The sequence below is a fragment of the Gottfriedia acidiceleris genome, from assembly GCF_002128425.1.
GTDB classification, from domain to species: domain Bacteria; phylum Bacillota; class Bacilli; order Bacillales; family Bacillaceae_G; genus Gottfriedia; species Gottfriedia acidiceleris.
Genome location: NZ_NESS01000009.1, coordinates 50,197 through 75,719 on the forward strand (window position 1 = coordinate 50,197; position 25,523 = coordinate 75,719).

The following is a 25,523-nucleotide window of genomic DNA, read 5'->3' on the forward strand; positions in this document are numbered from 1 at the left end:
ATTAATTGTTTGTTTTTTTAATTAAAGTATCTTACTATAACTGTGGACATTGTTTGTCATTTTAGTGACAATTTATAAAAATACTTATCTAAGAAATAATTCAAAAAAACTATTTTGAACTTTTACTTACGTTATAGGAAGGAAGAGCGAAATGAAAAAATTTCTAATGGGCATGATGATCATGCTGGTTGCATTAGTAATGGGTGCTTGTGACAAGATTACAGTACTTGATCCTAAGGGTCCTGTTGCTAAAACGCAAGCAGATACGATTATCTTCTCGATGTTGATGATGTTAGGAGTTTTACTAGTAGTTTACATTCTTTATATTGTTATTCTATATAAATATCGTGCTAGTAAACTTCCAAAAGATTACGAACCTCCTCATGAAGAGGGAAGTAAAACACTAGAAATTATTTGGACTGTCATCCCAATAATTATCGTTGCAGTTTTATCAGTAGTAACTGTTAAGACAACAAATGCAGTTGAAAGTGTACCAAAAGGTCATGAAAATGATAAACCACTTGTTATTTATGCAAGTTCTTCAAACTGGAAATGGCATTTCTCTTATCCTGAACAAGGAATTGAAACTGTTAACTATGTTAATATCCCAACAAATAGAAATGTAGAATTCCGACTATACTCATTCGGTCCTATTACAAGTTTTTGGATTCCACAATTAGGTGGACAAAAATACGCGATGAGTGACATGATCACTAAATTAAATTTTGTTGCTTCAAATGAAGGTTCATTCATTGGTAAGAACAGTAACTTCAATGGTAAAGGTTTTGCAGGAATGGAATTTGAAGTATTGGCAATGAATGATAAGGATTTTAACGGCTGGGTTAAGGACGTTAAAGAAACAGCTCCTGCTTTAACAGAAAAAGAGTTTAATAAATTACTAAAAATTGAGCATTTAGGTAGAAAGACATATACTTCGACTCATTTAGAATTTAGACCAGCTCCAGAAGGAAAAAATGCAGGACATCAACATGGTTCTATGAAGGATTCATCTGATCACCATGACATGGAGAATATGGAGGGGATGAAATAATGGGTTATAAATGGGATCACTTTTTTGTAACAGGTGAACCAATGATCTATGGCGCAATGGTGAGTATCGTTGTTGTATCTCTTGCTATTGTAATTGGTTTAACCAAATTTAAAAAATGGGGTTATTTATGGAAAGAATGGTTAACAACTGTTGACCATAAACGTATCGGTGTAATGTATATTCTTTGTGCATTATTAATGCTATTCCGTGGTGGAGTAGATGCGTTATTAATGAGAGCACAGTTAGCAGGACCAGATTTAAAAATATTAGATGCACAACATTATAATGAAATTTTTACAACTCACGGCTTAATTATGATTCTGTTCATGGCGATGCCTTTCATTATTGGATTAATGAACATCGTTATTCCTTTGCAAATCGGAGCTCGTGACGTAGCATTCCCTTATTTAAATGCAGTTAGTTTCTGGTTATTCTTTGCAGGTGCAATGCTTCTAAATTTAAGCTTTGTTATCGGTGGATCACCTGATGCTGGTTGGACGGCTTATTTCCCACTAGCAAGTAAGGAATTCAGCCCAGGTGTTGGGAATAACTATTACGCAATATCACTACAAATTGCTGGTCTAGGTACTTTAATGACTGGTATTAACTTTATCGTTACAATTTTAAAAATGCGTGCGCCAGGTTTAAAATTAATGAAATTGCCAATGTTTACTTGGAGTATCTTAATTACAAACGTTATTATCGTATTCGCATTCCCAGTTCTTACTGTAGCATTAGCTTTAATGATGTTCGATCGTGAATTTGGTACTCAATTCTTTACGATGGCACATGGTAATGATATGCTTTGGGCGAACTTATTCTGGATTTGGGGACATCCTGAAGTTTACATCGTTATTCTTCCAGCATTCGGTATATATAGTGAAATTATCTCTACTTTCTCAAGAAAGAATTTATACGGATATAAGAGCATGGTTGTCAGTATGATCGCCATTTCTGCTTTAAGTTTCCTTGTTTGGGTTCACCATTTCTATACAATGGGTCAAGGCTCTGTTGTAAATGGTTTCTTTAGTATTACAACAATGGCAATTAGTATACCAACCGGTGTTAAAATCTTTAACTGGTTGTTTACATTAAGAAAAGGTAAAATCGAATTTACCGTTCCAATGTTGTACTCACTAGCATTTATTCCGATCTTTACAATCGGTGGGGTTACAGGTGTAATGCTAGCTATGGCAAGTGCTGACTATCAATATCATAATACAATGTTCTTAGTAGCTCACTTCCATTATGTATTAATTCCAGGTACTGTTTTTGCGGTAATCGCAGGATTCTACTACTGGTTCCCAAAAGTATTTGGTTTCAAATTAGATGAAAAAATTGGTAAGATTACGTTCTGGACAATTATCGTGAGCTTTAACGTAACATTCTTCCCGTTATTCTTATTAGGATTAAAAGGTATGACTCGTCGTACGTATACTTATAGTGCAGAGTCAGGTTTCGGACCATTAAATATGATTGCTACAATTGGAGCTGTAGGTTTAGCGATCGGATTTATGTTACTTGTTTACAATATTTATTACAGTGTACGCTACGCACCAAGAGAAACAACTGGTGATCCATGGAATGCAAGAACATTAGAGTGGGCTACAAGCAGTCCAATTGCTCCTTATAATTTCGCAGTAATTCCAAAGGTTGATTCATTAGATCCATTCTGGAAAGCTAAAAAAGAAGGTAAATCATTACTTGAAGGCGAGATTACAGATATTCATATGCCAAGTAATAGTGGTATACCGTTCATTTTAGGTGCAGCATTTATGGCATTTGGTTTCTTCTTAATATTTGAATGGTGGGTTCCAATGATTGTATTTGCAGTTCCTATCGCGCTTTGCTTAATTGCACGTTCTTTCCAACGCGATCATGGCTTCCATATTCATAAAGAAGAAATTATTGAAACAGAGAAAAAATTACGAGGTGATCATTATGAACAGCAAGCCTCTATATAGTCTAGGTGAAGAAAGTTCTAATAAGATTCTAGGCTTCTGGATCTTTTTAGGAGCTGAGATTGCTTTATTCGGTACATTATTCGCAGTTTATTTCACTTTAGCAAATAACACTGGTACAGCACCTACTCAAAAAGAGTTATTTGAGATGAAAGGTGTAATGATTGAAACATTTGCCTTATTAACAAGTAGTTTTACGATTGGTTTAGTCGTAAACGCAATAAAATTAAATCACAAAAAAGCTTTCATAAGCTTCCTTGTTTTAACACTAGCTTTAGGAGCAGTCTTCCTAGGAGTAGAGATTACAGAATTCTTTACTTATGTTCATGAAGGAGCGACAATCCAAAGTAGTGGTGCATTATCAGCATTATTCGTATTATTAGGTACTCACGGTGCCCACGTATCATTCGGTATGTTATGGGGTATTGCAATCTTAATCCAAGTATCTCGTGAGGGTATTACAGAAACTACAGCAAACAAAACATTTATTTATTCATTATACTGGCACTTCTTAGACGTAGTATGGATCTTTATCTTTAGTTTTGTTTACGTGAAAGGACTGATTGGATGAGCGCATTATTCCCTAAGCATCAAGTGGTTGGCTTCATCCAATCACTTGTTCTAACAATCATAGCTTTAAGTGTTTACTATTTAGATTTACCATTTAATGTCTCATTTATTATTTTAATTGTAACTGCATTATTACAAGGTGGTCTGCAGTTAATCGTTTTCATGCATATGAATGAAAATGAAAATAAAGGAGTATTATATATCAATTTAGGTTACGCAGTATTTATTGCAGTAGCAATTGTATTCGGTACTCTTTGGACATTAGTTTGGGGTATGTAATATTAAAAAGCTCTTCGAAATTTGAAGAGCTTTTTTTTTGCTATTTTTAAGTGGATTTTAGATTTTCCTACACAACTTAATGAAGGTAGTTTAAATAAGAAAAATCTTTATAAAGCGATAGATCAATTTAAAAGCAGGTCGTCTAGCATTATATATAGAAATACGTAATAGAAGAATCCTAAAAACTTAAATTCTCATCTTAATCCATTTATTGAAGATTGATTGAATGAGGTACAAAATCCTAAAAAAGTAATGCGTCTATTACACAGCGAAAATCCAACTTTTTATTAATCGCTTTTATTAAAGACATCGATTGTTCACAATGTTATGAATAATTTATTAATTGTGATACTTATTTCTATTAATATAGGTAATAGTTTAATATAATGATTGCATAATAATTATCATATCTTGTTTGAAACGTAGTACAAGATACATAATTATTTGATATTTATTTACTTTAAAGGAGGAAAACAAATATGGAAACGAATGACACTTCTAACATTGCAAAGTGCCCGTTTAATCACGGTAGCACAACTACTCCTAAGTCAAGCGGCACAGTAAATAAAGACTGGTGGCCAAACCAGTTAAACTTGAACATTCTACATCAGAATGACAGAAAATCTAACCCTATGGATGAAGAATTTAATTATGCAGAAGCATTTAAAAAGCTAGACTATCAAGCGCTTAAGCAGGATCTTCACAATCTAATGACAAACAGTCAAGATTGGTGGCCTGCTGATTATGGACATTATGGTCCATTCTTTATACGTATGGCTTGGCACTCAGCAGGTACATATCGTACAGGTGATGGCCGTGGAGGAGGAGGAACTGGTACTCAGCGGTTTGCTCCACTTAATAGTTGGCCTGACAATGGAAACCTTGATAAAGCTCGTCGACTGCTTTGGCCGATTAAGCAAAAGTATGGTAACAAGATTTCTTGGGCTGATTTATTTATACTAACTGGTAATGTAGCTATTGAATCAATGGGCGGAAAAACATTTGGTTTTGGAGGAGGACGCGAAGACGTTTGGCATCCAGAAGAAGACGTATACTGGGGTACTGAAACGGAATGGCTAGGAGATAAGCGTTACACAGGTGATCGCGAGCTAGAAAATCCACTGGCTGCAGTTCAGATGGGTCTTATCTATGTTAATCCAGAAGGTCCAAACGGTAATCCAGATCCTATTGCAAGTGGTCGCGACATACGCGAAACCTTTGCACGTATGGGAATGAATGATGAAGAAACAGTTGCATTAATCGCTGGCGGGCATACTTTTGGTAAAGCTCACGGCGCAGGAGATGCTGCTCATGTTGGTCCAGAACCAGAAGCAGCTCCAATTGAATTCCAAGGCTTAGGTTGGTTAAGCACTCATGGCTCTGGTAGAGGTCGTGACACGATCACTAGTGGTATTGAAGGTGCATGGACTGCAAATCCAACAAAGTGGGATAATGGTTACTTTGATCTATTGTTTAAATATCAATGGTGGCTTACAAAGAGTCCAGCGGGTGCGTTTCAGTGGCTTGCTGTAAATCCTGAGGAAAAGGATCTTGCTCCAGATGCAGAAGATCCAAGTGTTCGTGTTCCTACGATGATGACTACAGCTGATATGTCATTGCGTTTTGATCCAGAATACGAAAAGATATCTCGTCGTTTCCATGAAAATCCAGAAGATTTTGCTGATGCATTTGCTCGTGCATGGTTTAAACTAACTCACAGAGATATGGGGCCTCGTTCAAGATATTTAGGTCCAGAAGTCCCAGAAGAAGTTCTTATTTGGCAAGATCCTATACCTGCTTGTGAATATGAAATAACTGATGCAGAGGTTGAAAAAATTAAATTAATGATCCTGGACACAGGACTTACAATCAGCGAGTTGGTAAACACTGCTTGGGCTTCAGCAAGTACTTTCCGTGGCTCAGATATGCGTGGTGGTGCTAATGGTGCCCGAATCCGTCTAGCTCCACAAAAGGATTGGGAAGTAAATCAGCCTGATCAACTTGCAAAAGTACTAAATGTACTAGAGGATATCCAAAACCATTTACATAAGAAAGTCAGCTTGGCCGACTTGATTGTACTTGGTGGTAGTGCCGCGGTAGAAAAAGCTGCACAAGATGCAGGTTACGATGTAAAAGTTCCTTTTACTCCAGGACGTGGTGATGCAACACAAGAGCAAACCGATTTAGAAAGCTTTGCAGTGCTAGAGCCTATCGCTGATGGTTTCCGTAACTATCAAAAGAAACAGTATAATGTAAGTTCAGCGGAGCTACTCGTAGATAAGGCACAACTGTTAGGTCTTACCGCACCAGAAATGACTGCACTTATTGGCGGCATGCGCGTACTAGGTACTAACTATAGTGGTACACAACATGGCGTGTTTACTGATCGGGTTGGCACACTTACTAATGACTTCTTTGTAAACTTGCTAGACATGGGAATTGCGTGGACACCTGTAGACGGAGACGTATTTGAAGGACGTGATCGCAAGTCAGGTGAAATAGTACGTACAGCAACTAGTGTTGACCTAGTGTTCGGTTCAAATTCAGTTCTACGTGCGATAGTAGAAGTGTATGCTCAAGACGATAACAAAGAGAAGTTTGTACGTGACTTTATAGCTGCGTGGGTTAAGGTCATGAATGCAGATCGTTTTGACCTTGTATGAATAAACATACATGTAAAAAGAAATCAATGACTAAGCAATCAGTGAAACACTATTAATAATATAAGTTAACAATTTATAAAAATCCTTCCTGAACATTCAGGGAGGATTTTTCATTTATATATACAAACATTAAATGAATTTCTATGAAAAAGTAGTATATTTTTATATAGATATATCTTCTCATCTCGTTGATAGATTGGTGGTTTTTGTTTATATAAATATGTTTTTAAAGCATGCAAAAGGCTGTCATATAGACAGCCTTTTTAGATTGTAAATATAAAAGAGCTTTGAAACATACATACTTATTTAAATTGATTTTTTTCGATCATTTGGCAGCATAAAAGCTACTAAACCTAATAGTGGTAAGAAGCTACATAAGTTCATAACGAAATTAAGGCTAGTTGCATCGGCAATTACACCTAATAAGACAGCTCCTAAAGCACCCATTCCAAATGCTAAACCAACTATTAACCCACTTACTAAACCAACTTTTCCAGGAACGAGTTCTTGAGCGTAAACAACAATTACACTAAAAGAACTTGAACTGATGATCCCGATTAAAAATAATATTGGAATAACTGCTAACAAAGAGATATGAGGTAATAATAAGGCTAATGGAAATGTACCTACTAATGAAAATAAAATCATATTCCGTTTTCCGAAGCGATCAGCTAGTGTTCCACCTATGAAAGTACCTATTACGCCTGCAATCATAAAGATAAATAAATATAATTGTGTGCTCTTAATCGATAAACCATAGCTTTTAATTAAGTAAAACTGATAATAATTACCTATGCCTGCAGAGTACCATGAACGTGCAAATGTAATAAATACTAGCAGTATAATAGCAAATTTTACAGCTGATGTAATTTTGATATTTTCACCTGACGACTGACCTTTACTTTTTAATTTAAACGGGTTTTCCTTTAGTTTATTTCGATACCATTTAGATACGTAAATTAATACACAAATTCCAATGGCAGCTAGAATCGTAAACCATGCAGCACCCTTTTGTCCTAATGGTACGAAAATTAGTGCTGTAAAGATTGGAGCTAGTGAGTTCCCTGTATTTCCGCCTACCTGGTAGATGGCTTGTGAGAGTCCTCTTTTTGAACCAGACGCTAAAAAGGCTACCTTTGAGCCCTCTGGGTGGAAAATAGCAGAACCTATACCGATTAGTAGAACTGATAATAATACAATAAATAAATTAGGTGCAAATGCTAAGCAAAGCATTCCGAGTAGACTGGATGCCATTCCAATAGGTAGGAGAAATGGTGAAGGCTTACGATCGGAAAAAATACCAAAAACGGGTTGCATTACAGAGGAAGTCATATTTAGTGCAAAGGCTATGAATCCAATTTCTGTATAAGTTAAATTCATTGTCTTTTCTAAAATTGGAAATATGGCTGGTACAACTGCTTGCATAGAATCATTTAATAAATGGCCTAAACTGATTGCAAATAAAATTTGATACATTGTTGACTGATTAATAACCTTTGTATTAACTGCTGGTTGCATAATATCCTCCTTTCTTATTGACGTATCTATCATAAACTAATCTTCGAAAAATTTACACAATTTTGACTCATACACTATTCATTAAACTTTATGCTGAATTATAATAGAAGAAATAAATTAAATTGTTTTTAATTAAGAAACTGGCCAAGTGAATTTTTTAATAAAGATGCTAATTAGAGTAATCGATAAGGAGTGTATAATGGACAACTATACTGCAGAGTTAATGAAATTTTTTAAAGAACATAAAAATAATAAAAATAGACCTGCAATGGAAGCTTATATGAAAAATAAATTTGCATTTTTAGGAATTAAAGCACCGGAACGAAATGCACTGTTGAGACAGTTTAGAATGAGTAATGGTGAACCACCAAATTTAAAATCAATAATCAATATTTGGAGCTTAGAGGAAAGAGAGTTTCAATACATTTCATTAACATGCTTAGACCGTCAGTATAAAAAAGCAGAACTCGAACGGATTAAATTATATGAACAACTAGTGGTAGAAAAGTCTTGGTGGGATACAGTTGATACAATTGCTGGACGATTAATTAGTTATCATTTTTTAATTTATCCAGAATTGATTGATGAGTACGCTAATAAGTGGATTTCTTCAGATAATATGTGGCTGAATAGAGTAGCGTTATTATTTCAAATGAAGTTTAAGGATAAAACTGATCAGGAGCGTTTATTTCATTACTGCCTTCTACTCATAGAAAGCAAAGAATTTTTCATCCAAAAAGCAATAGGTTGGGCATTGAGAGAATACTCCTATATCAATCCTAAAGAGGTTGAATTATTTATAAAACAAAATGATTTATCACCATTAAGCAAAAGGGAGGGATTAAAATATATTAATAAATTAAAGTAATGAGACTTGTCGATTTTCCGGGAAATAACAAATATTTTTAGTGAAATCTTCTACTAAATTAAGTCAGTTGAGACATTAGGATGAAAAGGTTATAATAGGTGCATTATTGTTTTTTCAAACCATTCCTCTTTTATGCGGAAGTGTTATTAAAAATTGAGTTATGTTACCTGTTCGAAAATTACTAAATGAAAAAAATTCAAAGGAGATTTAGTGTTCATGAAATCTACTTTTAATAATATTATAAAACTATGTCTTTGTTTTAGCTTAATTAGTAGCTTCTTTATTCAAAAAACTGTTCACGCAGAAGAAATAAAGTTATTTAGTGATAAGGCAATTTCAATATTGGCAGATAGTGGGGAAGTAATTTATAGTAAGAACGCAAATAAAGTTGATTTCCCAGCTAGCACTACAAAAATTATGACCGCCATGGTTATGATGGATCATTTAAAAGAGAATGATAAAATTCAAATGACAAAAAGAAGTATCCAAGAAGAAAAAAGTAATTCCCAAATTCTTTTTTCTGAAGGCGAAGTTTTAGATCGAAATACAGCATTAAAAACAATGATGATATTAAGTGCCAATGATTTAGCATATGCTATTGGTGAACGAGTCGGCGGAAATATGGACAACTTTGTAAAAATGATGAATGAAAAAGCTAAAAAGATTGGCGCAAATCACACAAATTTCATGAATCCAAATGGTCTCCATAATGTAAATCATTACACAACTGCACATGATTTAGCTTTAATAACAAAGGAAGCTTTAAAATACCCATTAATCATTAAAGCAATGGGTACAAAAGATGCTCATATTAATACATCTAAGCAAAAGAATGTATACATTTTTAATCGTGGAAAAATGTTTAAAAATCCTTACTTTTTTGCTGGGAAAACTGGATATACTGATTCTGCTAGGAATACTCTAATTGAAATAGATAAAAAAGACGGCCAAATGATTATTAATATTTTATTGCGCTCATCAAAGCCGCAATATCTACAGGACATTAAATTATTAGATTCCTATGCATTTTCAAGAATCCATAAAAAAACGCTTATAAAACAAAATGATTGGCAAAGAGAATTAAAAATAAGAGATGATTTAATTCAAACAAAAATACCGAACGATTTATCTTTTTTGACTGCGCTAGGCACGAATACAAACTACGATATTAAATTAAAACCATTATCTGTGATTGATAACACATACAAGGAAAATGGAATTTCTAAAAATCAAAAGCTTGGTACAGTTGAAGTATGGGCCAATAACGATAAGCTTTTAAGTACTGAGTTATTAGCTGCTAAATCGTATGACCGACCTACAATCCTTTCTATGAATACATTTATCATTGCAGGATCGGTAATTTTACTATTGGTTGTCATATTTTTTATTACAAAACCAAAAAGGAAAAGAGAATATATGTAATATAAAAAGGCGAATCGTATTTTTTACGTTTCGCCTTTTTGTATATTATTAAAGTAAGATTAGTTTTAGAATTTGATAGAAAATTGCAGCCACTGTTGCTGAAATTGGGATTGTAATAATCCAAGTAATTACCATACGTTGAGCAGTACCCCAGTTTACATCTTTAACACGTTGAGCAGAACCAACACCCATGATAGAAGATGAAATTACGTGAGTAGTACTTACTGGTAAATGTAATGCAGTAAATGTGAAAATAATAGCTGCTGATGATAAGTCAGCTGCTGCACCATTAATCGGGCGAATTTTCATAATCTTTCCACCAACAGTTTTAATAATTTTCCATCCACCAACTGATGTACCAATAGCCATTGCCATAGCACAACCGATACGTACCCATAGTGGAACATCTGCACCTGATGGTTCAATTTTAGCTGCAATTAAAGCGATCATGATAATTCCCATTGCTTTTTGTGCATCATTTGTACCGTGAGTAAATGACTGTAAAGAAGCAGTTAAAATTTGAACAAATCTAAATCCTTTATTAGTTTTAGAAAGGTTTGAACGTCTGAAAATAGTTGCTAAAATTGTCATAACGATAAAACCAAGTGTAATTGCAATGACTGGAGAAATTAATAAAGCTTCGATAATTTTAATAAAACCGTCAGCCTCTAATACGCCAAATCCTTTTGCAGAGACAGCCGCACCAGCTATGGCACCAATGATTGCATGAGATGAACTACTTGGAATTCCAAAATACCAAGTTAATAAGTTCCAAAATATACCGCCTAGTAAAGCAGCTATAACAACAACTAATCCACTTGAACCTTCTATTGTAACCGGATCAACAATACCAGTTGTAATCGTTTTTGCAACTCCTGTAAATGTAATCGCACCAATGAAATTCATTAGAGCTGCTATTAAAATTGCTGTACGTGGTTTCAGTGCTTTTGTTGAAACGGACGTTGCAATTGCATTAGCAGTATCATGAAATCCATTAATAAAATCAAACAAAAATGCAAAAATCACGATTAATATCGTAAGTAAAAATAAATGCTCCATTTTATAACTCCTTACGCATTTCGCATGATAATTTGCTCAAGAGTGTTTGCTACATCCTGTGCACTATCAGCTACAGATTCTAAACCTTCGTAGATTTCTTTATATTGAATAATTTTGATAGGATCTTTTTCATTCATGAATAATTGCTTAATAGAAGTACGTAATAATTCATCACATTGAGATTCGTAATCTTTAATTTTTATTGCATGAACTCGGATCTCTAATAATTTTTTATTTGAAAGTAATTTAACAGCAAGTAAAATTTCTTCAACAGCTTTTTGAAGAATATCAACGAATTTAACCATATAGTCATCAGCAGATGTGATTGAATACATTTCAAATCGTGCTGAACAATGTTCAAACCCATCTAAAACATCATCCATTTTCATTGCAAGTTGTAAAATATCTTCTCGCTCAATTGGAGTAATAAAAGTTTTGTTTAATTCAACGATTAAAGAGTGAATAAACTTATCACCTTTTGTTTCATATTCTTTCATTTCTTCTTGAAACTTCTTTAAGTCGCTTGCATTTTTTATTTTAAAATCAACGTAATACTTTGATGAAACGTGCAAGTTTTCAGCTATACTTAAAAGCTTTTCAAAGAATACATCCTTTTTTTGTCCAAAAAACATTATGATTCCTCCAACTAAAACATATAATTTATTATCACCTTCACTTTTGTCAGTTAATTTTAAATGTCAGAAACTATGTAAAAATGTCGAAAAAAGTAAAGGCCACGTTAATAATAATAATTGGTTTTTGAAATTAATCAATTAAAAACGTTTAATTAATTTACAAATTTACAATATCTTTACAATCCCTTAACAAAGTTAATATTTCGTTTCCTACACTAGTTAAATATAAATAATAGTATTCACAGAATTATTGACTTTATGTGAGTTATTAATTTAGCATTAGATTATACGTTTAAACTATTCGACTATAAAAGGATGTGATGATGTTGGAAAGCATATATAAGGCATCTGAAATTACACAATTAGTAACAAGGCAAAAAGCATTTTTTCAGACTGGTTCAACTAAAACTTCAAATTTTCGAATTGAACAATTAAAAAAATTATATAAATCAATAGTAGAGAAAGAGGAAGAAATAAAAATAGCCTTAAAAAAGGATTTAAATAAGTCTGATTTTGAAGCTTATATGACTGAAATAGGATTTACTTTAAAAGAAATATCAGAAGCAATTAAAAATATTAAAAAATGGATGAAACCTAAAAAAGTTAAAACACCGATTACACATATTGGTACAAAAGGATATATTTATAGAGAACCGTATGGAGTAACATTAATTATCTCACCTTGGAATTATCCTTTTCAATTAACGATGGCTCCGTTAATTGGTGCAATAATTGGGGGAAATACAGCAATCATTAAACCATCAGAATTAACGCCTAATACATCAACTATTATTAATAAAATAATTAATGAAAATTTTGATAAAGAATATATCGCAGTAGTTGAAGGTGGAATTGAAGAAAGCACGATATTATTACAACAAAAGTTTGATTTCATCTTTTTTACTGGCAGTGTTCAAGTTGGAAAAATTGTGATGGAAGCGGCAAGTAAAAATTTAACGCCATTAATACTTGAATTAGGTGGGAAGAGTCCAACAATTGTACATAACGATTCGAATATCAAACTAGCTGCAAAAAGAATTGTTTGGGGAAAATTTACGAATGCTGGACAAACTTGTATTGCTCCAGATTATATTTATGTACACAAATTAGTAAAAAAGGATTTTATTGAGGCATTAAAGAATGAAATTATTCAGTTTTATAGTGATAAGCCTTTGTTAAATAATGATTATACAAAGATCATCAGCGTTCGCCATTTTAATCGATTGGTTGACTTTATGAAAAATGGTCAAATCCTACATGGAGGGGAATATGATCAATTAACTCATAAAATTGAACCGACCCTAATTGCTGATTTATCTTGGGATTCCCCAATTATGTCTGAAGAAATATTCGGTCCTGTTTTACCGATTCTTACATATGAAAATTTAGATGAAGTAATTCATGAAATTAATCAACACCCTAAGCCATTAGCACTATATGTCTTTACAGAAAGTAAAAAGGTTGCTAATAAAGTAATTGAGAGAGTTCCATTTGGTGGTGGATGTGTAAACGATACCCTCTATCATATGGCGAATCCTAATTTACCTTTTGGAGGGGTAGGGGAAAGTGGTTCAGGAAATTATCATGGGGAGTACAGTTTTGCTGCTTTTACACATGATAAAAGTGTACTTTTACAAACTACTAAAATTGACTTGAAAATTAGATATCATACAACAAAAAACGCTTTACGGTTTATTCGTAAATTGTTAAAATAAAGGTTAATTGTAACCAGTTTATTAGCTCCTTGACAAAAGGGGCTTTTTATATGTTGAAAATAAATTATTCATTTTTACATAATAATAAAATATTAATATAGATGGGACGGGAAAATGAAAAATATAATTGAAATTGAACAAGTCGAGAAAAATTTTAGTGAAAATAATGTAATCGCTCCACTTTCATTAGAAATTTATTCTGGAGAATTTTTAACAATCTTAGGACCAAGTGGCTGTGGAAAAACGACACTTTTAAGAATGATTGCTGGTTTTGAAGAACCATCATCAGGTGTGATTAAACTAAATGGAGAAGCAATCAATAGTTTACCTCCATATAAAAGGGATATGAACTTAGTGTTCCAACACTATGCATTATTTCCTCATATGAATGTTGAAAGAAATATTCAATTTGGTTTGAAAATGAAGGGTATTTCGTTAGAAGAGCAAAAGGTCCGTGCCGACGAAGCGATGAGATTAACCCAATTAACTGAATTTAGAAACCGTAAACCTAGTCAGTTATCTGGTGGTCAACAGCAAAGGGTTGCAATTGCTCGTGCAATAGTGAACAATCCAAAAGTTTTATTATTAGATGAACCATTAGGAGCACTTGATTTTAAGCTTCGTAAAGATCTACAAAGAGAACTAAAAAATCTTCAACGTGAATTAGGAATTACTTTTATCTATGTGACACATGATCAAGAAGAAGCGATGAGTATGAGTGATCGAATTGTTGTTATGAATAATGGGAAAATCGAACAAATCGGAACACCAAAAGAAATTTATCAAAATCCAGCAAGCAAATTTGTTGCTACATTTATTGGTGAAAATAATTTCTTTGATAAAGGTGTGAAAGAAATTGCAGTAAGGCCAGAAAATATTAAAGTTTCTCATTCTACAAATGAAGCTAATATTTACTCAGGCATTGTAAGAGATGTAGAATTTGTTGGTACGCTAAATAAAATCTTTATAGATTTACATAAACATGAACAAACAATCATTGTCTATCAAATGCCAGACCAAACAAGTTTTTATAGAAATGATAAAGTTGAGATTAGTTGGAAGTCGGAAGATGAGGTGATTATGTATTGAGAAATGAAAAGTACATAATTGCACCTACGATTATCTGGCTATTCGTTTTTTTTCTAGTACCTTTATTATTAATTTTTGGATTTGCATTTATGAAAAATGGTATGTATGGAGAAATTGAAAAAACATTTACACTAGAAAATATTGTAAAAGTTTTTGACCCACTTTATTTAAAAGTTTTATGGACAACTTTCTGGATTGCTTTAGTAACTACAATAATAACACTTTTGATTGGATATCCTTATGCATATACAGCCACAGTTGTAAATGAAAAATGGCAAAGGATTTTACTATTATTAATCACAATTCCTTTCTGGATTAATTTCTTAGTTAGGTCATATGCATTAATTGTGATCCTTCGTTCAAAAGGGATTATTAACACATTATTAATCCAACTAGGGATTATAAAAGAACCTTTGCAGCTACTTTATAATACACCATCAGTCATAATGGGAATGGTATATACATTATTACCATTTATGGTGTTACCGATTTTTGTTGCCATTGAACAATTGGATAACCGAAAATTGGACGCTGCTAATGATTTAGGAGCTACTCCATTTCAAACCTTTATATATGTAACTCTTCCATTGACCATGAAGGGGATTTTTGCAGGTAGTATTTTAGTTTTTGTTGCATCATTTGGTATGTTTGTCGTTTCGGATGTAATGGGTGGATCAAAAGTTGCTTTAATCGGAAATGTCATTCAAAATCAATTCTTAGCAGCAAGGAACTGGCCATTTGGATCCGCACTTTCAATATTCTTAGTCATTACTTCAATCGGTTTAATAGGGCTATACTATTTAGCGACAAAAAATATTGGTGTTGGTAAAAGTAGAAGTAGAGGTGAAAAATAAATGAAAAAACCTATACTTATTGGATTTTCAACAATTATTTTAATTTGTTTATATTTACCAATCTTGATTTTAATTCTATTCTCTTTTAATAAATCAAAGATTAATGCACAGTGGACTGGATTTACGTTTGACTGGTACTTAAATTTATTTCAAAACCCACAAGTTGTTGATGCCTTTATGAATAGTTTATTTATTGCGATTGTAACGACAATCCTATCAACAATTCTTGGTACTATTTGTGCACTTGCCTTACATAAGCATAAATATAAATTTTCAAATTTTATTAGTGGGCTAGTTTACTTACCAATTGTCGTTCCAGATATATTAATGGGACTTTCATTACTAATACTATTTACTAATTTTCATATTGAATTAGGTAGTATCACAATTATTATTGCCCATGTCACTTTTTGTATTTCATACGTAATTATTCTTTTAGCAGCTAGACTTTCAGGAATGTCTTCTGATTTAGAAGATGCTGCAAGTGATCTAGGTGCTACACCTTGGCAAACATTTAGATTTGTAACTTTACCAGCGCTAATGCCTGGAATTATTGCTTCAGCACTTTTATGTTTTACATTAAGTATTGACGATTTTGTAATAAGCTTTTTTGTTTCAGGACCGAGTTCCACTACATTGCCAATTTATATTTATGGTATGGTTAAAAAAGGTGTAACTCCTGAAATAAATGCAATTTCAACGATTTTAATTGTTACAATTATTCTTTTAATGGTCATTTCTGAGGTTTATCGCACAAAAGGTATTAACAGTAATGAAAAATCGGAGAAAAAATCCTATATCGTTTAAAGTTAAAGTGCTTTCTAGAGACCCATTTTTAGGGCAAGTTCAACAAAACAAAATCTTCTAGAAATCAATCAAGGCATACTGGTTTTAGATAATAAATCTTAAGTACAGCCAAAATTTAAGGAGGTAGTCAGTAGGCATTATGAGTATATTTAAAAAAACTGCTACAATAATGGTTTCTTTAGGCTTAGTAAGTTTGCTATTATCTGCCTGTTCAGTTGGAAAAAAAGAATTAAATATTTATAGCTGGGCAGATAATTTTGACGAGAAAGTTTTAGAATCATTTGAAAAGAAATATGATGTTAAAATTAATTATCAGGTTTTTGCAAGTAATGAAGAGTTGTACGCAAAACTAAAAGCCGGTGGTTCGAATTATGATGTAATCCAACCTTCAGATTATATGGTTAAACTAATGATTCATCAAGATATGTTGGCTAAATTAGATAAAAGTAAGATGTCAAATTTAAATAATATTTCACCGGAATATACAAATCAAGAGTTTGATCCAAAAGGTGACTATTCAGTTGTTTACACTGGAGGATTAACGGGGATTGCCTATAATCCAAAATATGTAAAAGAAGATATAGATAGCTGGGATGATTTATGGAACCCAAAATACAAAGGACATGTTACTTTACTTGACGACAATAGAGAAGTATTTGGAATGGGATTAATTAAAAATGGCTACTCAAATAGTTCCACAAATGAAGACGAATTGCTAAAAGCATATAACAATTTAAAAACATTAACACCTAACTTATTAGCATTCGACACAGATACGGTAAAACAAAAGTTTATAACTGAGGATGCTTGGATTGGTCAAGTATGGTCTGGAGATGCTGCTTATATTCAAAAAGAGCTTAAAGATATTAAATGGGTTGTACCAAAAGAAGGATCATCAAGATGGGCAGATACTTTGGCAATACCAAAAGATGCTAAACAAAAAGATCTAGCTGAAAAGTTTATAAATTATTTATATGATCCAAAAGTTAGTGCACAAAATTATGAGGCAATTGGCTATGCTGATCCAAATAGTAAATCAGGATCATATCATTCTGCGGACTATAAACAAAATCCGTTTATTAACGTAACAAAGGAACAAACTGATGCAACCAACTGGATTAAGGACGTTGGGGACCAAACAGAATTATATGATAAGTATTGGACAGAATTGAAAACTGGAAAGTAATAAATTAAATACGAACATTTAATGATATTCAATGAAATTTGCAATATTTTGTAAATAAAATCTTTTAATCGTCTCTTATTGAAAGACAATTGATTTAATATATTTCTTTAACTAACTTGCATAAATTCAACATAAATTAACGTTATTATTATGACAAATATCTTTGAGGCTCAATATTTATAATGATTTGTAAGGTGTTGATTATCTATCACTTACTATTAGATTATTCTTTTTTATCTAGAAGTTGATTGGAACGAAATGGTGCCAGGCTCCTATGTGATTAGCGGGAAGGCTAAAGACCCCACAGGCGAACGCCGAGGAGGCTAAAGAATCTCGCCCCATGGAAAGCGAGCACACTGTAGTGGAAATCAAGATCACACAACTTATTTATCAGTGATAAAATTCCAACTTAATTGACAGAGTTCTTTTTCAACAGCATGAAAAAGGTTATCTCCTGCGAGATAACCTTTTTAATTTGAGATTAATTTGTTTAATAAAAATCGAAATTGGTCTCTCTCATTATGTGATAAGTTTTCAAATAATGATAGCCATAGTTCCTGACGGAAATTGAAGATTTCTTCAATTAGACGTTTTCCTTCATCTGATAATTCAAGCCATGTAACTCTACGATCACGGCTATCCCTTTTTCGAGTAATTAAATGATTATTAACCAATTTATTGACAGCGGTTGTAATAGAACCTGAAGATAATCCCATTTGTCTTCCAAGTTCTGAAGCTGTAATTTTTTGATTTTTATTTATTAAATACAGAAGTAAATATTTTGGTGGGGTTAAAGAGTTTTTTACTTCCTCATCAGTTTTTTGCCAGTTTTTTCGTACTCGAATCATTAAACTTGTTAAATCATCTAGAAGAAATTTGTCGTTTTCGGTTAACAACTCAAAATACACCTCCTAAATTATGATTTTAAGATGTAAATAAAATAGGTATTGTACGTATAGGTTACCCATTTTCTACATCATTTTCAAGAATGAATGGAATTTAGGCAAGATTTTTAAATTTGTCAAGTTTTGGCTGTATAGTATCTATAGTGTTTTGTAAATAGTATGATAAAAGACATTGGTAGGGGTGAAGTACAATGTTTAAGTATTTTAAGTTTAAAATAAATGATACTGTTCAATTTGTGAAGAACGATGGTCATTTCTATCGAGTGATCGGGTACAGGATCGAAAAAAGTATTTATTTAAATGATGAGTACAGTAGCATTATTTACGAACTCTTACGAGAATTTGATGGTCTACAAGTTGACGCTGAAGAAGAAGAATTAGTAAGCGTTTCGAACTTTGATGAGTTCTATGGTTCAATGTTTGAAAAACTAGGTACATTTACAATTAAGTTTGCTAAAAAACAAGAAGAAGTAAAGAAAACAAACATCGATGAAGCTTCATCTGTGGACGAGCTATTAGATAAATATAATGATTATCGAAGACTGGCAATACTATTTAAAGATTGTCTATATGATTTAGCTGCCGAAAATGTTCTAAATGAGCTCACTGATTTTTCTGAGTCAAAAAAAGATTACATGCATTAAGCATGTAATCTTTTTTCATTCGTTTTAATTGTAACAGATTTTTTTTGAAATTTACTTTCATAGACTAGTTCAGTTACTTTCGCACAGATTGCAACTGAAAGGATTGTATATCCTACTTCGTTCCATGATAGATAAGATAGTGAACAAAGAAGAATTACAGCGTCAAAAATAAAATATACTTTACCAATTGATATTTTTGATTTATTGCTCATTATAATTGTTATTAAATCATCTCCACCGGTTGCACCGCCACTTCTTAGAATTAACCCTAAACCAAGTCCAGCGAAAATTCCACCTAAAATAGCGGGTATCCATAGATGATTTCCAAAGTTAAATGTAATATTAGATGTTTTTTCAATTATAGAATAAAAAGCAGAAAATGAGATGGCTCCGATGGTAGTATTGATTAATAATTTTTTACCTAAATACAATCCAGCGATCAAGATAATCGGAATATCGAGTAGCAAAGTTGTGATTGAAGGTGATATATTTAATGCGTTTTTTACTAATAAAGCAATACCAATAAATCCACCTTCAGCTAGATTATTTTGATAATGAAAATGATACAGTGTAGTGGCTAAAATAAATGAACCAATTAAAATCATTAAGGTCTCACCCAAACGATTGTTACTCATTGTTATTTCCTCTTTTCGTAGTTAGTAGTTAAAAAGTAAAGTTATAAACTAACTACGTACATATAAAGCTCGTAGTTAGTTTTTCATCTTTCTAACTACAAAGCTATATATCATTGAAGAAATAACATAATCGCCTGTCAACCATAGTTTCGCCTACCTTCAGTTTTATTTTAGAGTTCTTTTGGTTCTCTAAATAAAAACCGCTAAGTGTAGGATAAGTCTTTACGTTGCCAAATGCTCCTTCGAGCAATCATGGTTACACGTCCTTTTTTCCAGTTTTGTTAGAAAAATCTAACAGGTGAAAAATAAGTTCTTTGAGAACTTATTCTTAATTTTATCATATGCGAAAATATTTGAAAAAAGAAAAGAATTAACAAAAATCTACAAAATATTAGAAATAGGGTTGTATTAAGTGGTTAGGAAACAGAGTTTTGTTGAAATTAACGATAGGAATTATGTGAAATATTTCACAAAATAGACATAGCATTTTAAATAAAAACAATATATATTATATTTGTAAATTATAATGTGAAATATTTCACATTATAAAATGATAATTGGGACTTAATGATTCTTAATTTGATTATTAATGTTCAACATCAGAGGAGGAGAGCCAAATGGCTGTTCAAGAAAAAATTATTAATGAAATTTGTAGCGCTTCTGAAATGGTAAATGAATTAGTCGTAAAAGGACAAAAAGCATTAAAGGAATTTGAATACTTTAATCAAGTTCAGATTAATGAAATTGTACATTCGATGGTTCTAGCAGGTTTAGAGCAGCATATGCCACTTGCAAAAATGGCAGTTGAGGAGACAGGGCGTGGAATTTATGAGGATAAAATTATTAAAAATATATTTGCTACAGAATATATTTGGAACTCAATAAAAGACAATAAAACGGTTGGGATCATAAATGAAGATCAGCAAACAGGAATAACAGAAATTGCTGAACCAGTTGGTATAATTGCAGGTGTAACTCCTACAACTAATCCGACGTCAACAACATTATTCAAAGCAATAATTGCAATTAAAACAAGAAACCCAATTATTTTTGCTTTTCATCCTTCAGCGCAAAAATGTAGCAGAGAAGCTGCAAGAATCGTTCGTGATGCGGCAATAAAAGCTGGAGCACCTGAAAACTGTGTACAATGGATTGAAGTCCCATCTATAGAAGCAACAAAGTGTTTAATGAATCATGAAGGAGTAGCACTTGTTTTGGCAACAGGTGGTGCTGGAATGGTTAAATCGGCTTATAGTACAGGAAAACCAGCTTTAGGGGTTGGACCTGGTAATGTACCATGTTATATCGAGAAATTTGCTGATATAAAATGTGCAGTGAATGATCTTATTCTTTCAAAAACATTTGATAATGGAATGATTTGTGCATCTGAACAAGCAGTTATTGTAGATGAAGAAGTATATGATGAAGTGAAAGCAGAATTAAGAGCAAATAATTGTTATTTTGCTAAAAAAGAAGATAAAAAGAAATTAGAAAAGCTTGTCATAAATGAAGCTACATGTGCTGTAAATAGTGACATTGTTGGTAAATCTGCATTTGAAATAGCAACGTTAGCTGGAGTAACTGTACCAAAAGATACAAAAATTCTTATCGTTGAATGTGAAAGTGTGGGTGTTAATGAACCTTTAACAAGAGAAAAACTAAGTCCGGTTTTAGCTGTAATAAAAGTAAATGGAAAAGAAGAAGGATTTAAGCGTTGTGAAGAAATGTTAGAGCTTGGAGGATTAGGTCATTCGGCAGTTATTCATAGTAATAATGAAGAAATTCAAAAAGAATTCGGACTAAGAATGAAAGCATGTCGTATTATTGTAAATGCTCCTTCAGCTCACGGTGGAATTGGGGATATCTATAACGCATTTATTCCTTCTCTAACTTTAGGCTGTGGATCGTACGGAAAAAACTCTGTATCGACTAATTTAACAACTGTTCACTTATTAAATATTAAAAAATTGGGAAGAAGAAATGTGAATATGCAATGGGTCAAACTACCACCAAAAATTTATTTTGAAAAATATTCAACTCAGTATTTAGAAAAAATGCCAAATATTAAAAAGGCATTTATTGTTACAGACGAAGCAATGGTTAAATTAGGTTACGTAGACGTGATTAAATATTATTTAGAGAAAAGACAAGAAAATATTAAGATTGAAATCTTTGCAGACGTTGAACCAGATCCTTCAGATGTTACTGTGATGAATGGTGCAGATCGAATGAAATCATTTGAACCGGATACAATTATTGCTTTCGGCGGTGGATCTGCTATGGACGCAGCTAAGGGTATGTGGATGTTTTTTGAATACCCAGAAACTACTTTGGACGGGCCTAAACAAAAATTCTTAGATATTCGAAAAAGAGCTTATAAATATCCTAAATTAGGTCGTAAAGCTCAGTTTGTAGCAATACCTACTACTTCAGGTACTGGTTCAGAGGTTACACCATTTGCAGTAATAACTGATAAAGCAAATAATATTAAATATCCTTTAGCTGATTATGAATTAACACCAGATGTTGCAATTATTGATCCACAGTTCGTATCAACTGTTCCAAAAAGCATTACAGCAGATACAGGTATGGATGTATTGACACATGCAATTGAGGCTTATGTAAGTGTATTGGCAAATGATTATACAGATGGATTAGCACTACAAGCGATCAAATTAGTATTTAACTATTTGCCTAAAGCATACAAAGATGGAAATGATATAGTAGCCCGGGAAAAAATGCATAATGCATCAGCAATAGCAGGTATGGCATTTGCAAATGCGTTCTTAGGTATTAACCACAGCTTAGCTCATAAAATTGGAGCGGAATTCCATATCCCTCATGGCAGAGCAAATGCAATTTTAATGCCACATGTAATAAAATATAATGCTAAAAAACCAACTAAATTTACAGCATTCCCTAAATATAAGCATTTCATTGCAGATGAACGTTATGCTGAAATTGCTCGTTTCCTTGGTCTACCAGCCTCAACAACTGAGGAGGGTGTTGAATGTTTAATTGCAGAAGTTATTAAGTTATCTAAGGAATTAAATATTAATATGAGCATCGAAGCACAGGGAGTTAATGAAAAAGAATTTAAAGAAAAAGTTTCATATTTAGCTGATCGTGCTTTTGAAGATCAATGTACTACTGCCAATCCAAAACTACCACTAGTAAAAGAATTAGAAGAAGTTTATATGAATGCTTTCAAAGGATGTTAATTAATACACATTATCATTTATGATATCTATTAATGGTTTTAACGTAAATGTTTTTAGCAATTTATTACCCCAACAATTTCTTCTACAGAAGTTAAAAATATGAGGTGCTAATATTTAGAAAACAAGTTCAAATAATAATTAATAAGTTTAATGTTCGATCTTAATTGATCTGATCTCAAACTGAATTGATAAGATTGTTTTTCAGAGTGTTGAAATATATTGTATCAATATAAAAAATACGAACATTTAATGATATTCGATGCAATTTGCAATTTTTTTAAATATGATCTTTTAATCGTCTCTTATTGAAAGACAATTGATTTAATATATTTTTTAACTAACTTGCAAAAATGCAACATAATTAACGTTATTATTATCACAAATATTTTTTTTAGGCTAAATATTTATAAAGATTTGTAAGACGTTGGTTATCTATCAATTACAATTAGATTAATAAAGCGAAATTCATTTAGATTATTCTTTTTTATTAAGAAGTTGATTGGAACGAAAGGGTGCCAGGCTCCTATGGGATTAGCGGGAAGGCTAAAGAACCTCGCCCCATGGAAAGCGAGCACACTGTAGTGGAAATCAAGAACACACAACTTATTTATCAGTGATAAAATTCCATCTTAATTGACAAAGGTCTTTTTCAACAGCGTGAAAAAGAAGCACCTAAACGGGTGCTTCTTTTTTGACTAATTTTATTTTGATATAATAGTCATATTGAAAGTGGTGATAATAAATGGAATTAAAGAAACTAAATCCTTGGTTCAAGGTAAAAATAGGTGAAGAGCATAAAAATCAAACAATAGAATCATATTTAAAAAATGCATGGCAGTTTCCAAAGAAGTTACTACATGAATTAAGGATGGCAAAAGGTTGTATGATAAACGGAGAAATTAAACCTTGGAATACGATCCTTTTAAGTGGTGACCAAGTTGAAATGCTTTTGTTCATAGAGGAGGAATATGGTGTAATTCCACAAGAACAATCTATTGAGATTTGCTACGAAGATGAACATTTATTAATTGCTAATAAACCGTTTGGGGTCGACACACATCCGAATGAACAAGGACAGTTAAATACATTAGCAAATGGCGTAGCATTTCATTACCAAGAAAATGGATTAAAAACAAAAGTACGCCACATACACCGCCTCGATAAAGACACTACCGGTGGAGTAGTATTTGCTAAACACGCATTAAGTAGTGCAATTCTAGATTCGATGTTAAGTCAACGTAAAATAAAACGTACATATACAGCTATTGTAGAAGGGAATGTAAAATCACAAAAAGGTACAATAGATGAAGCGATTGGAAGAGATCGACATCATCCTACTAGAAGAAGAGTTTCACCAAAAGGCGATAATGCTATTACACATTATAAAAAAATAAAGTATATATCAAAGTTGAATGTAACGATAGTAGAATGTCAGTTAGAAACTGGTCGAACACATCAAATCAGAGTTCATTTGAGTTTTTTAGGTCACCCGTTAATTGGAGATCTACTATATGGTGGGAAACAAAAATTATTGAATCGTCAAGGATTACACGCTAGTAATGTACAATTTACGCATCCTTTCACGAAAGAAATTGTATCAGTTCATATCCCATTCCCGTCGGACATAAAACAAATACTTAACGAAAAGTGAGATGAAAGAAATGTTATTAGAAGTAATTGCCACAAATGTAAAAGATGCAATTGATGCAGAAAGGTTTGGGGCAAATCGAATTGAGTTAGTTACTGGGATAAAAGAGGGAGGATTGACACCAAGTTACGCGACAATTAAACATGTTGTACAAAGTGTCTCAATTCCAGTACATGTAATGATTCGCCCCCATAGTCGTTCTTTTATATATGATCAGTATGATCAAGAAGTAATTTTAAACGATATTGAAGTATGTAATGAGCTTGGAGCAGCTGGTATCGTTTTTGGTGCTTTGACTGAAGAAAATACAATAGATGAAGATTTATTAAAAAAAGTAACAGCTCGTGTTAATGAGATGAATTTTACATTTCATAGGGCGATAGATGAATCGAATGATCTTCTATCAGCTATTGATACATTAAAACAATATCCTGAAATTACGCATGTATTAACTTCTGGTGGTGTTGCTAGTGCGATTGATGGAAAAGAAACGATAAAAAAAATGATTGAATTTGTAAATAAATCGAATATAAAAATTTTAGCAGGAAGCGGACTATCCATTGAAAATGTATCAGATTTCATTGATTATACGAATGTAGAAGAAATTCATTTTGGTTCTGGTGTTCGAAAAAATAACTCTGCAGTTGAAGTCATTGATCCTTCTTTAATGGAAAGTTTGCTAAGAAGATTAGTACGAGGATAAGTTAATTATTGTTTGAATACATCTAAATTAATTTCACATAATAAAAAAGTAGTCCGCAAAACGGACTACTTTAAATACAGCTTTATACAA

The 25,523-nt window shown here is 32.4% G+C and carries 20 protein-coding genes and 1 pseudogene; 16 read left to right on the plus strand and 5 right to left on the minus strand.

Annotation, left to right across the window (positions count from 1 at the left end; genetic code table 11):
* Positions 1–151 precede the first annotated feature (151 nt).
* The 5 genes from qoxA to katG all read left to right on the plus strand — a co-directional run bounded on the left by qoxA (position 152) and on the right by katG (position 6,524).
* A complete protein-coding gene (gene qoxA, locus B6K90_RS16420) occupies positions 152–1,051 on the plus strand; it encodes a cytochrome aa3 quinol oxidase subunit II (protein ID WP_088013850.1) in 900 nt (299 codons plus the stop codon).
* A complete protein-coding gene (qoxB, locus tag B6K90_RS16425) occupies positions 1,051–3,015 on the plus strand; it encodes a cytochrome aa3 quinol oxidase subunit I (protein ID WP_088013851.1) in 1,965 nt (654 codons plus the stop codon). The genes qoxA and qoxB overlap by 1 nt, the downstream gene beginning before the upstream one ends.
* The gene (locus B6K90_RS16430; protein ID WP_407920536.1) at positions 2,984–3,583 is read left to right on the plus strand and encodes a cytochrome c oxidase subunit 3; all 600 of its coding nucleotides are present in this window, start codon (positions 2,984–2,986) and stop codon (positions 3,581–3,583) included. The genes qoxB and B6K90_RS16430 overlap by 32 nt, the downstream gene beginning before the upstream one ends.
* Positions 3,580–3,861, plus strand: a complete 282-nt coding sequence (gene qoxD, locus B6K90_RS16435; protein ID WP_088013853.1) for a cytochrome aa3 quinol oxidase subunit IV — start codon at positions 3,580–3,582, stop codon at positions 3,859–3,861. Before B6K90_RS16430 ends, qoxD begins: the two co-directional genes overlap by 4 nt.
* A gap of 479 nt (positions 3,862–4,340) precedes the next feature.
* Positions 4,341–6,524 (plus strand): catalase/peroxidase HPI, encoded by a 2,184-nt coding sequence (gene katG / locus B6K90_RS16440; protein WP_088013854.1) that lies wholly within the window; start codon positions 4,341–4,343, stop codon positions 6,522–6,524.
* 306 nt (positions 6,525–6,830) lie between these two features.
* On the opposite strand, the gene B6K90_RS16445 is transcribed toward katG, so the two are convergent.
* Positions 6,831–8,042, minus strand: coding sequence for an MFS transporter (locus B6K90_RS16445; RefSeq protein ID WP_088013855.1), 1,212 nt, complete (start codon positions 8,040–8,042; stop codon positions 6,831–6,833).
* A gap of 199 nt (positions 8,043–8,241) precedes the next feature.
* Between B6K90_RS16445 and B6K90_RS16450 the strand changes: the two genes are divergently transcribed.
* The gene (locus B6K90_RS16450) at positions 8,242–8,910 is read left to right on the plus strand and encodes a DNA alkylation repair protein (protein ID WP_235821824.1); all 669 of its coding nucleotides are present in this window, start codon (positions 8,242–8,244) and stop codon (positions 8,908–8,910) included.
* A 216-nt stretch (positions 8,911–9,126) separates the two neighbouring features.
* Positions 9,127–10,332, plus strand: coding sequence for a D-alanyl-D-alanine carboxypeptidase family protein (locus tag B6K90_RS16455; protein WP_088013856.1), 1,206 nt, complete (start codon positions 9,127–9,129; stop codon positions 10,330–10,332).
* A gap of 48 nt (positions 10,333–10,380) precedes the next feature.
* Here the strand turns inward: B6K90_RS16455 and B6K90_RS16460 are convergent, their stop codons facing one another.
* A complete protein-coding gene (locus B6K90_RS16460; RefSeq protein WP_088013857.1) occupies positions 10,381–11,391 on the minus strand; it encodes an inorganic phosphate transporter in 1,011 nt (336 codons plus the stop codon).
* A gap of 11 nt (positions 11,392–11,402) precedes the next feature.
* A complete protein-coding gene (locus tag B6K90_RS16465) occupies positions 11,403–12,023 on the minus strand; it encodes a DUF47 domain-containing protein (protein WP_088013858.1) in 621 nt (206 codons plus the stop codon).
* Positions 12,024–12,361: 338 nt separating this feature from the next.
* Here B6K90_RS16465 and B6K90_RS16470 point away from each other — a divergent pair, with 338 nt between their 5' ends.
* The 5 genes from B6K90_RS16470 to B6K90_RS16490 all read left to right on the plus strand — a co-directional run bounded on the left by B6K90_RS16470 (position 12,362) and on the right by B6K90_RS16490 (position 17,677).
* Complete coding sequence (locus tag B6K90_RS16470) at positions 12,362–13,741, plus strand: aldehyde dehydrogenase (RefSeq protein ID WP_235821826.1); 1,380 nt, start codon at positions 12,362–12,364, stop codon at positions 13,739–13,741.
* 114 nt (positions 13,742–13,855) lie between these two features.
* Positions 13,856–14,830 (plus strand): ABC transporter ATP-binding protein, encoded by a 975-nt coding sequence (locus B6K90_RS16475; protein WP_088013860.1) that lies wholly within the window; start codon positions 13,856–13,858, stop codon positions 14,828–14,830.
* On the plus strand, positions 14,827–15,684 hold the full coding sequence (locus B6K90_RS16480; protein ID WP_328588123.1) for an ABC transporter permease: 858 nt from the start codon (positions 14,827–14,829) through the stop codon (positions 15,682–15,684). The genes B6K90_RS16475 and B6K90_RS16480 overlap by 4 nt, the downstream gene beginning before the upstream one ends.
* Positions 15,685–16,491 carry an ABC transporter permease gene (locus B6K90_RS16485; protein ID WP_088013861.1) on the plus strand — a complete coding sequence of 269 codons (807 nt, stop codon included), beginning with the start codon at positions 15,685–15,687 and terminating at the stop codon, positions 16,489–16,491. It begins immediately after the preceding gene.
* A 139-nt stretch (positions 16,492–16,630) separates the two neighbouring features.
* Positions 16,631–17,677 (plus strand): polyamine ABC transporter substrate-binding protein, encoded by a 1,047-nt coding sequence (locus tag B6K90_RS16490; RefSeq protein ID WP_088013862.1) that lies wholly within the window; start codon positions 16,631–16,633, stop codon positions 17,675–17,677.
* A 470-nt stretch (positions 17,678–18,147) separates the two neighbouring features.
* On the opposite strand, the gene B6K90_RS16495 is transcribed toward B6K90_RS16490, so the two are convergent.
* Positions 18,148–18,573, minus strand: a complete 426-nt coding sequence (locus B6K90_RS16495) for a MarR family winged helix-turn-helix transcriptional regulator (RefSeq protein WP_088013863.1) — start codon at positions 18,571–18,573, stop codon at positions 18,148–18,150.
* 200 nt (positions 18,574–18,773) lie between these two features.
* On the opposite strand from B6K90_RS16495, the pseudogene B6K90_RS24595 reads away from it, so the two are divergent.
* Positions 18,774–18,972, plus strand: a pseudogene (locus B6K90_RS24595) (histidinol dehydrogenase); the annotation flags it as partial.
* A gap of 250 nt (positions 18,973–19,222) precedes the next feature.
* Here B6K90_RS24595 and B6K90_RS16505 read toward each other — a convergent pair.
* The gene (locus tag B6K90_RS16505; RefSeq protein ID WP_088013935.1) at positions 19,223–19,831 is read right to left on the minus strand and encodes a YitT family protein; all 609 of its coding nucleotides are present in this window, start codon (positions 19,829–19,831) and stop codon (positions 19,223–19,225) included.
* Positions 19,832–20,478: 647 nt separating this feature from the next.
* On the opposite strand from B6K90_RS16505, the gene adhE reads away from it, so the two are divergent.
* The 3 genes from adhE to B6K90_RS16520 all read left to right on the plus strand — a co-directional run bounded on the left by adhE (position 20,479) and on the right by B6K90_RS16520 (position 25,433).
* Positions 20,479–23,082: a bifunctional acetaldehyde-CoA/alcohol dehydrogenase gene (gene adhE / locus B6K90_RS16510; protein ID WP_088013865.1), complete on the plus strand. Its 2,604-nt coding sequence runs from the start codon at positions 20,479–20,481 to the stop codon at positions 23,080–23,082.
* A 742-nt stretch (positions 23,083–23,824) separates the two neighbouring features.
* Positions 23,825–24,733: an RluA family pseudouridine synthase gene (locus B6K90_RS16515; RefSeq protein ID WP_088013866.1), complete on the plus strand. Its 909-nt coding sequence runs from the start codon at positions 23,825–23,827 to the stop codon at positions 24,731–24,733.
* Positions 24,734–24,743: 10 nt separating this feature from the next.
* Positions 24,744–25,433 (plus strand): copper homeostasis protein CutC, encoded by a 690-nt coding sequence (locus tag B6K90_RS16520; protein WP_088013936.1) that lies wholly within the window; start codon positions 24,744–24,746, stop codon positions 25,431–25,433.
* Positions 25,434–25,523 lie beyond the last annotated feature (90 nt).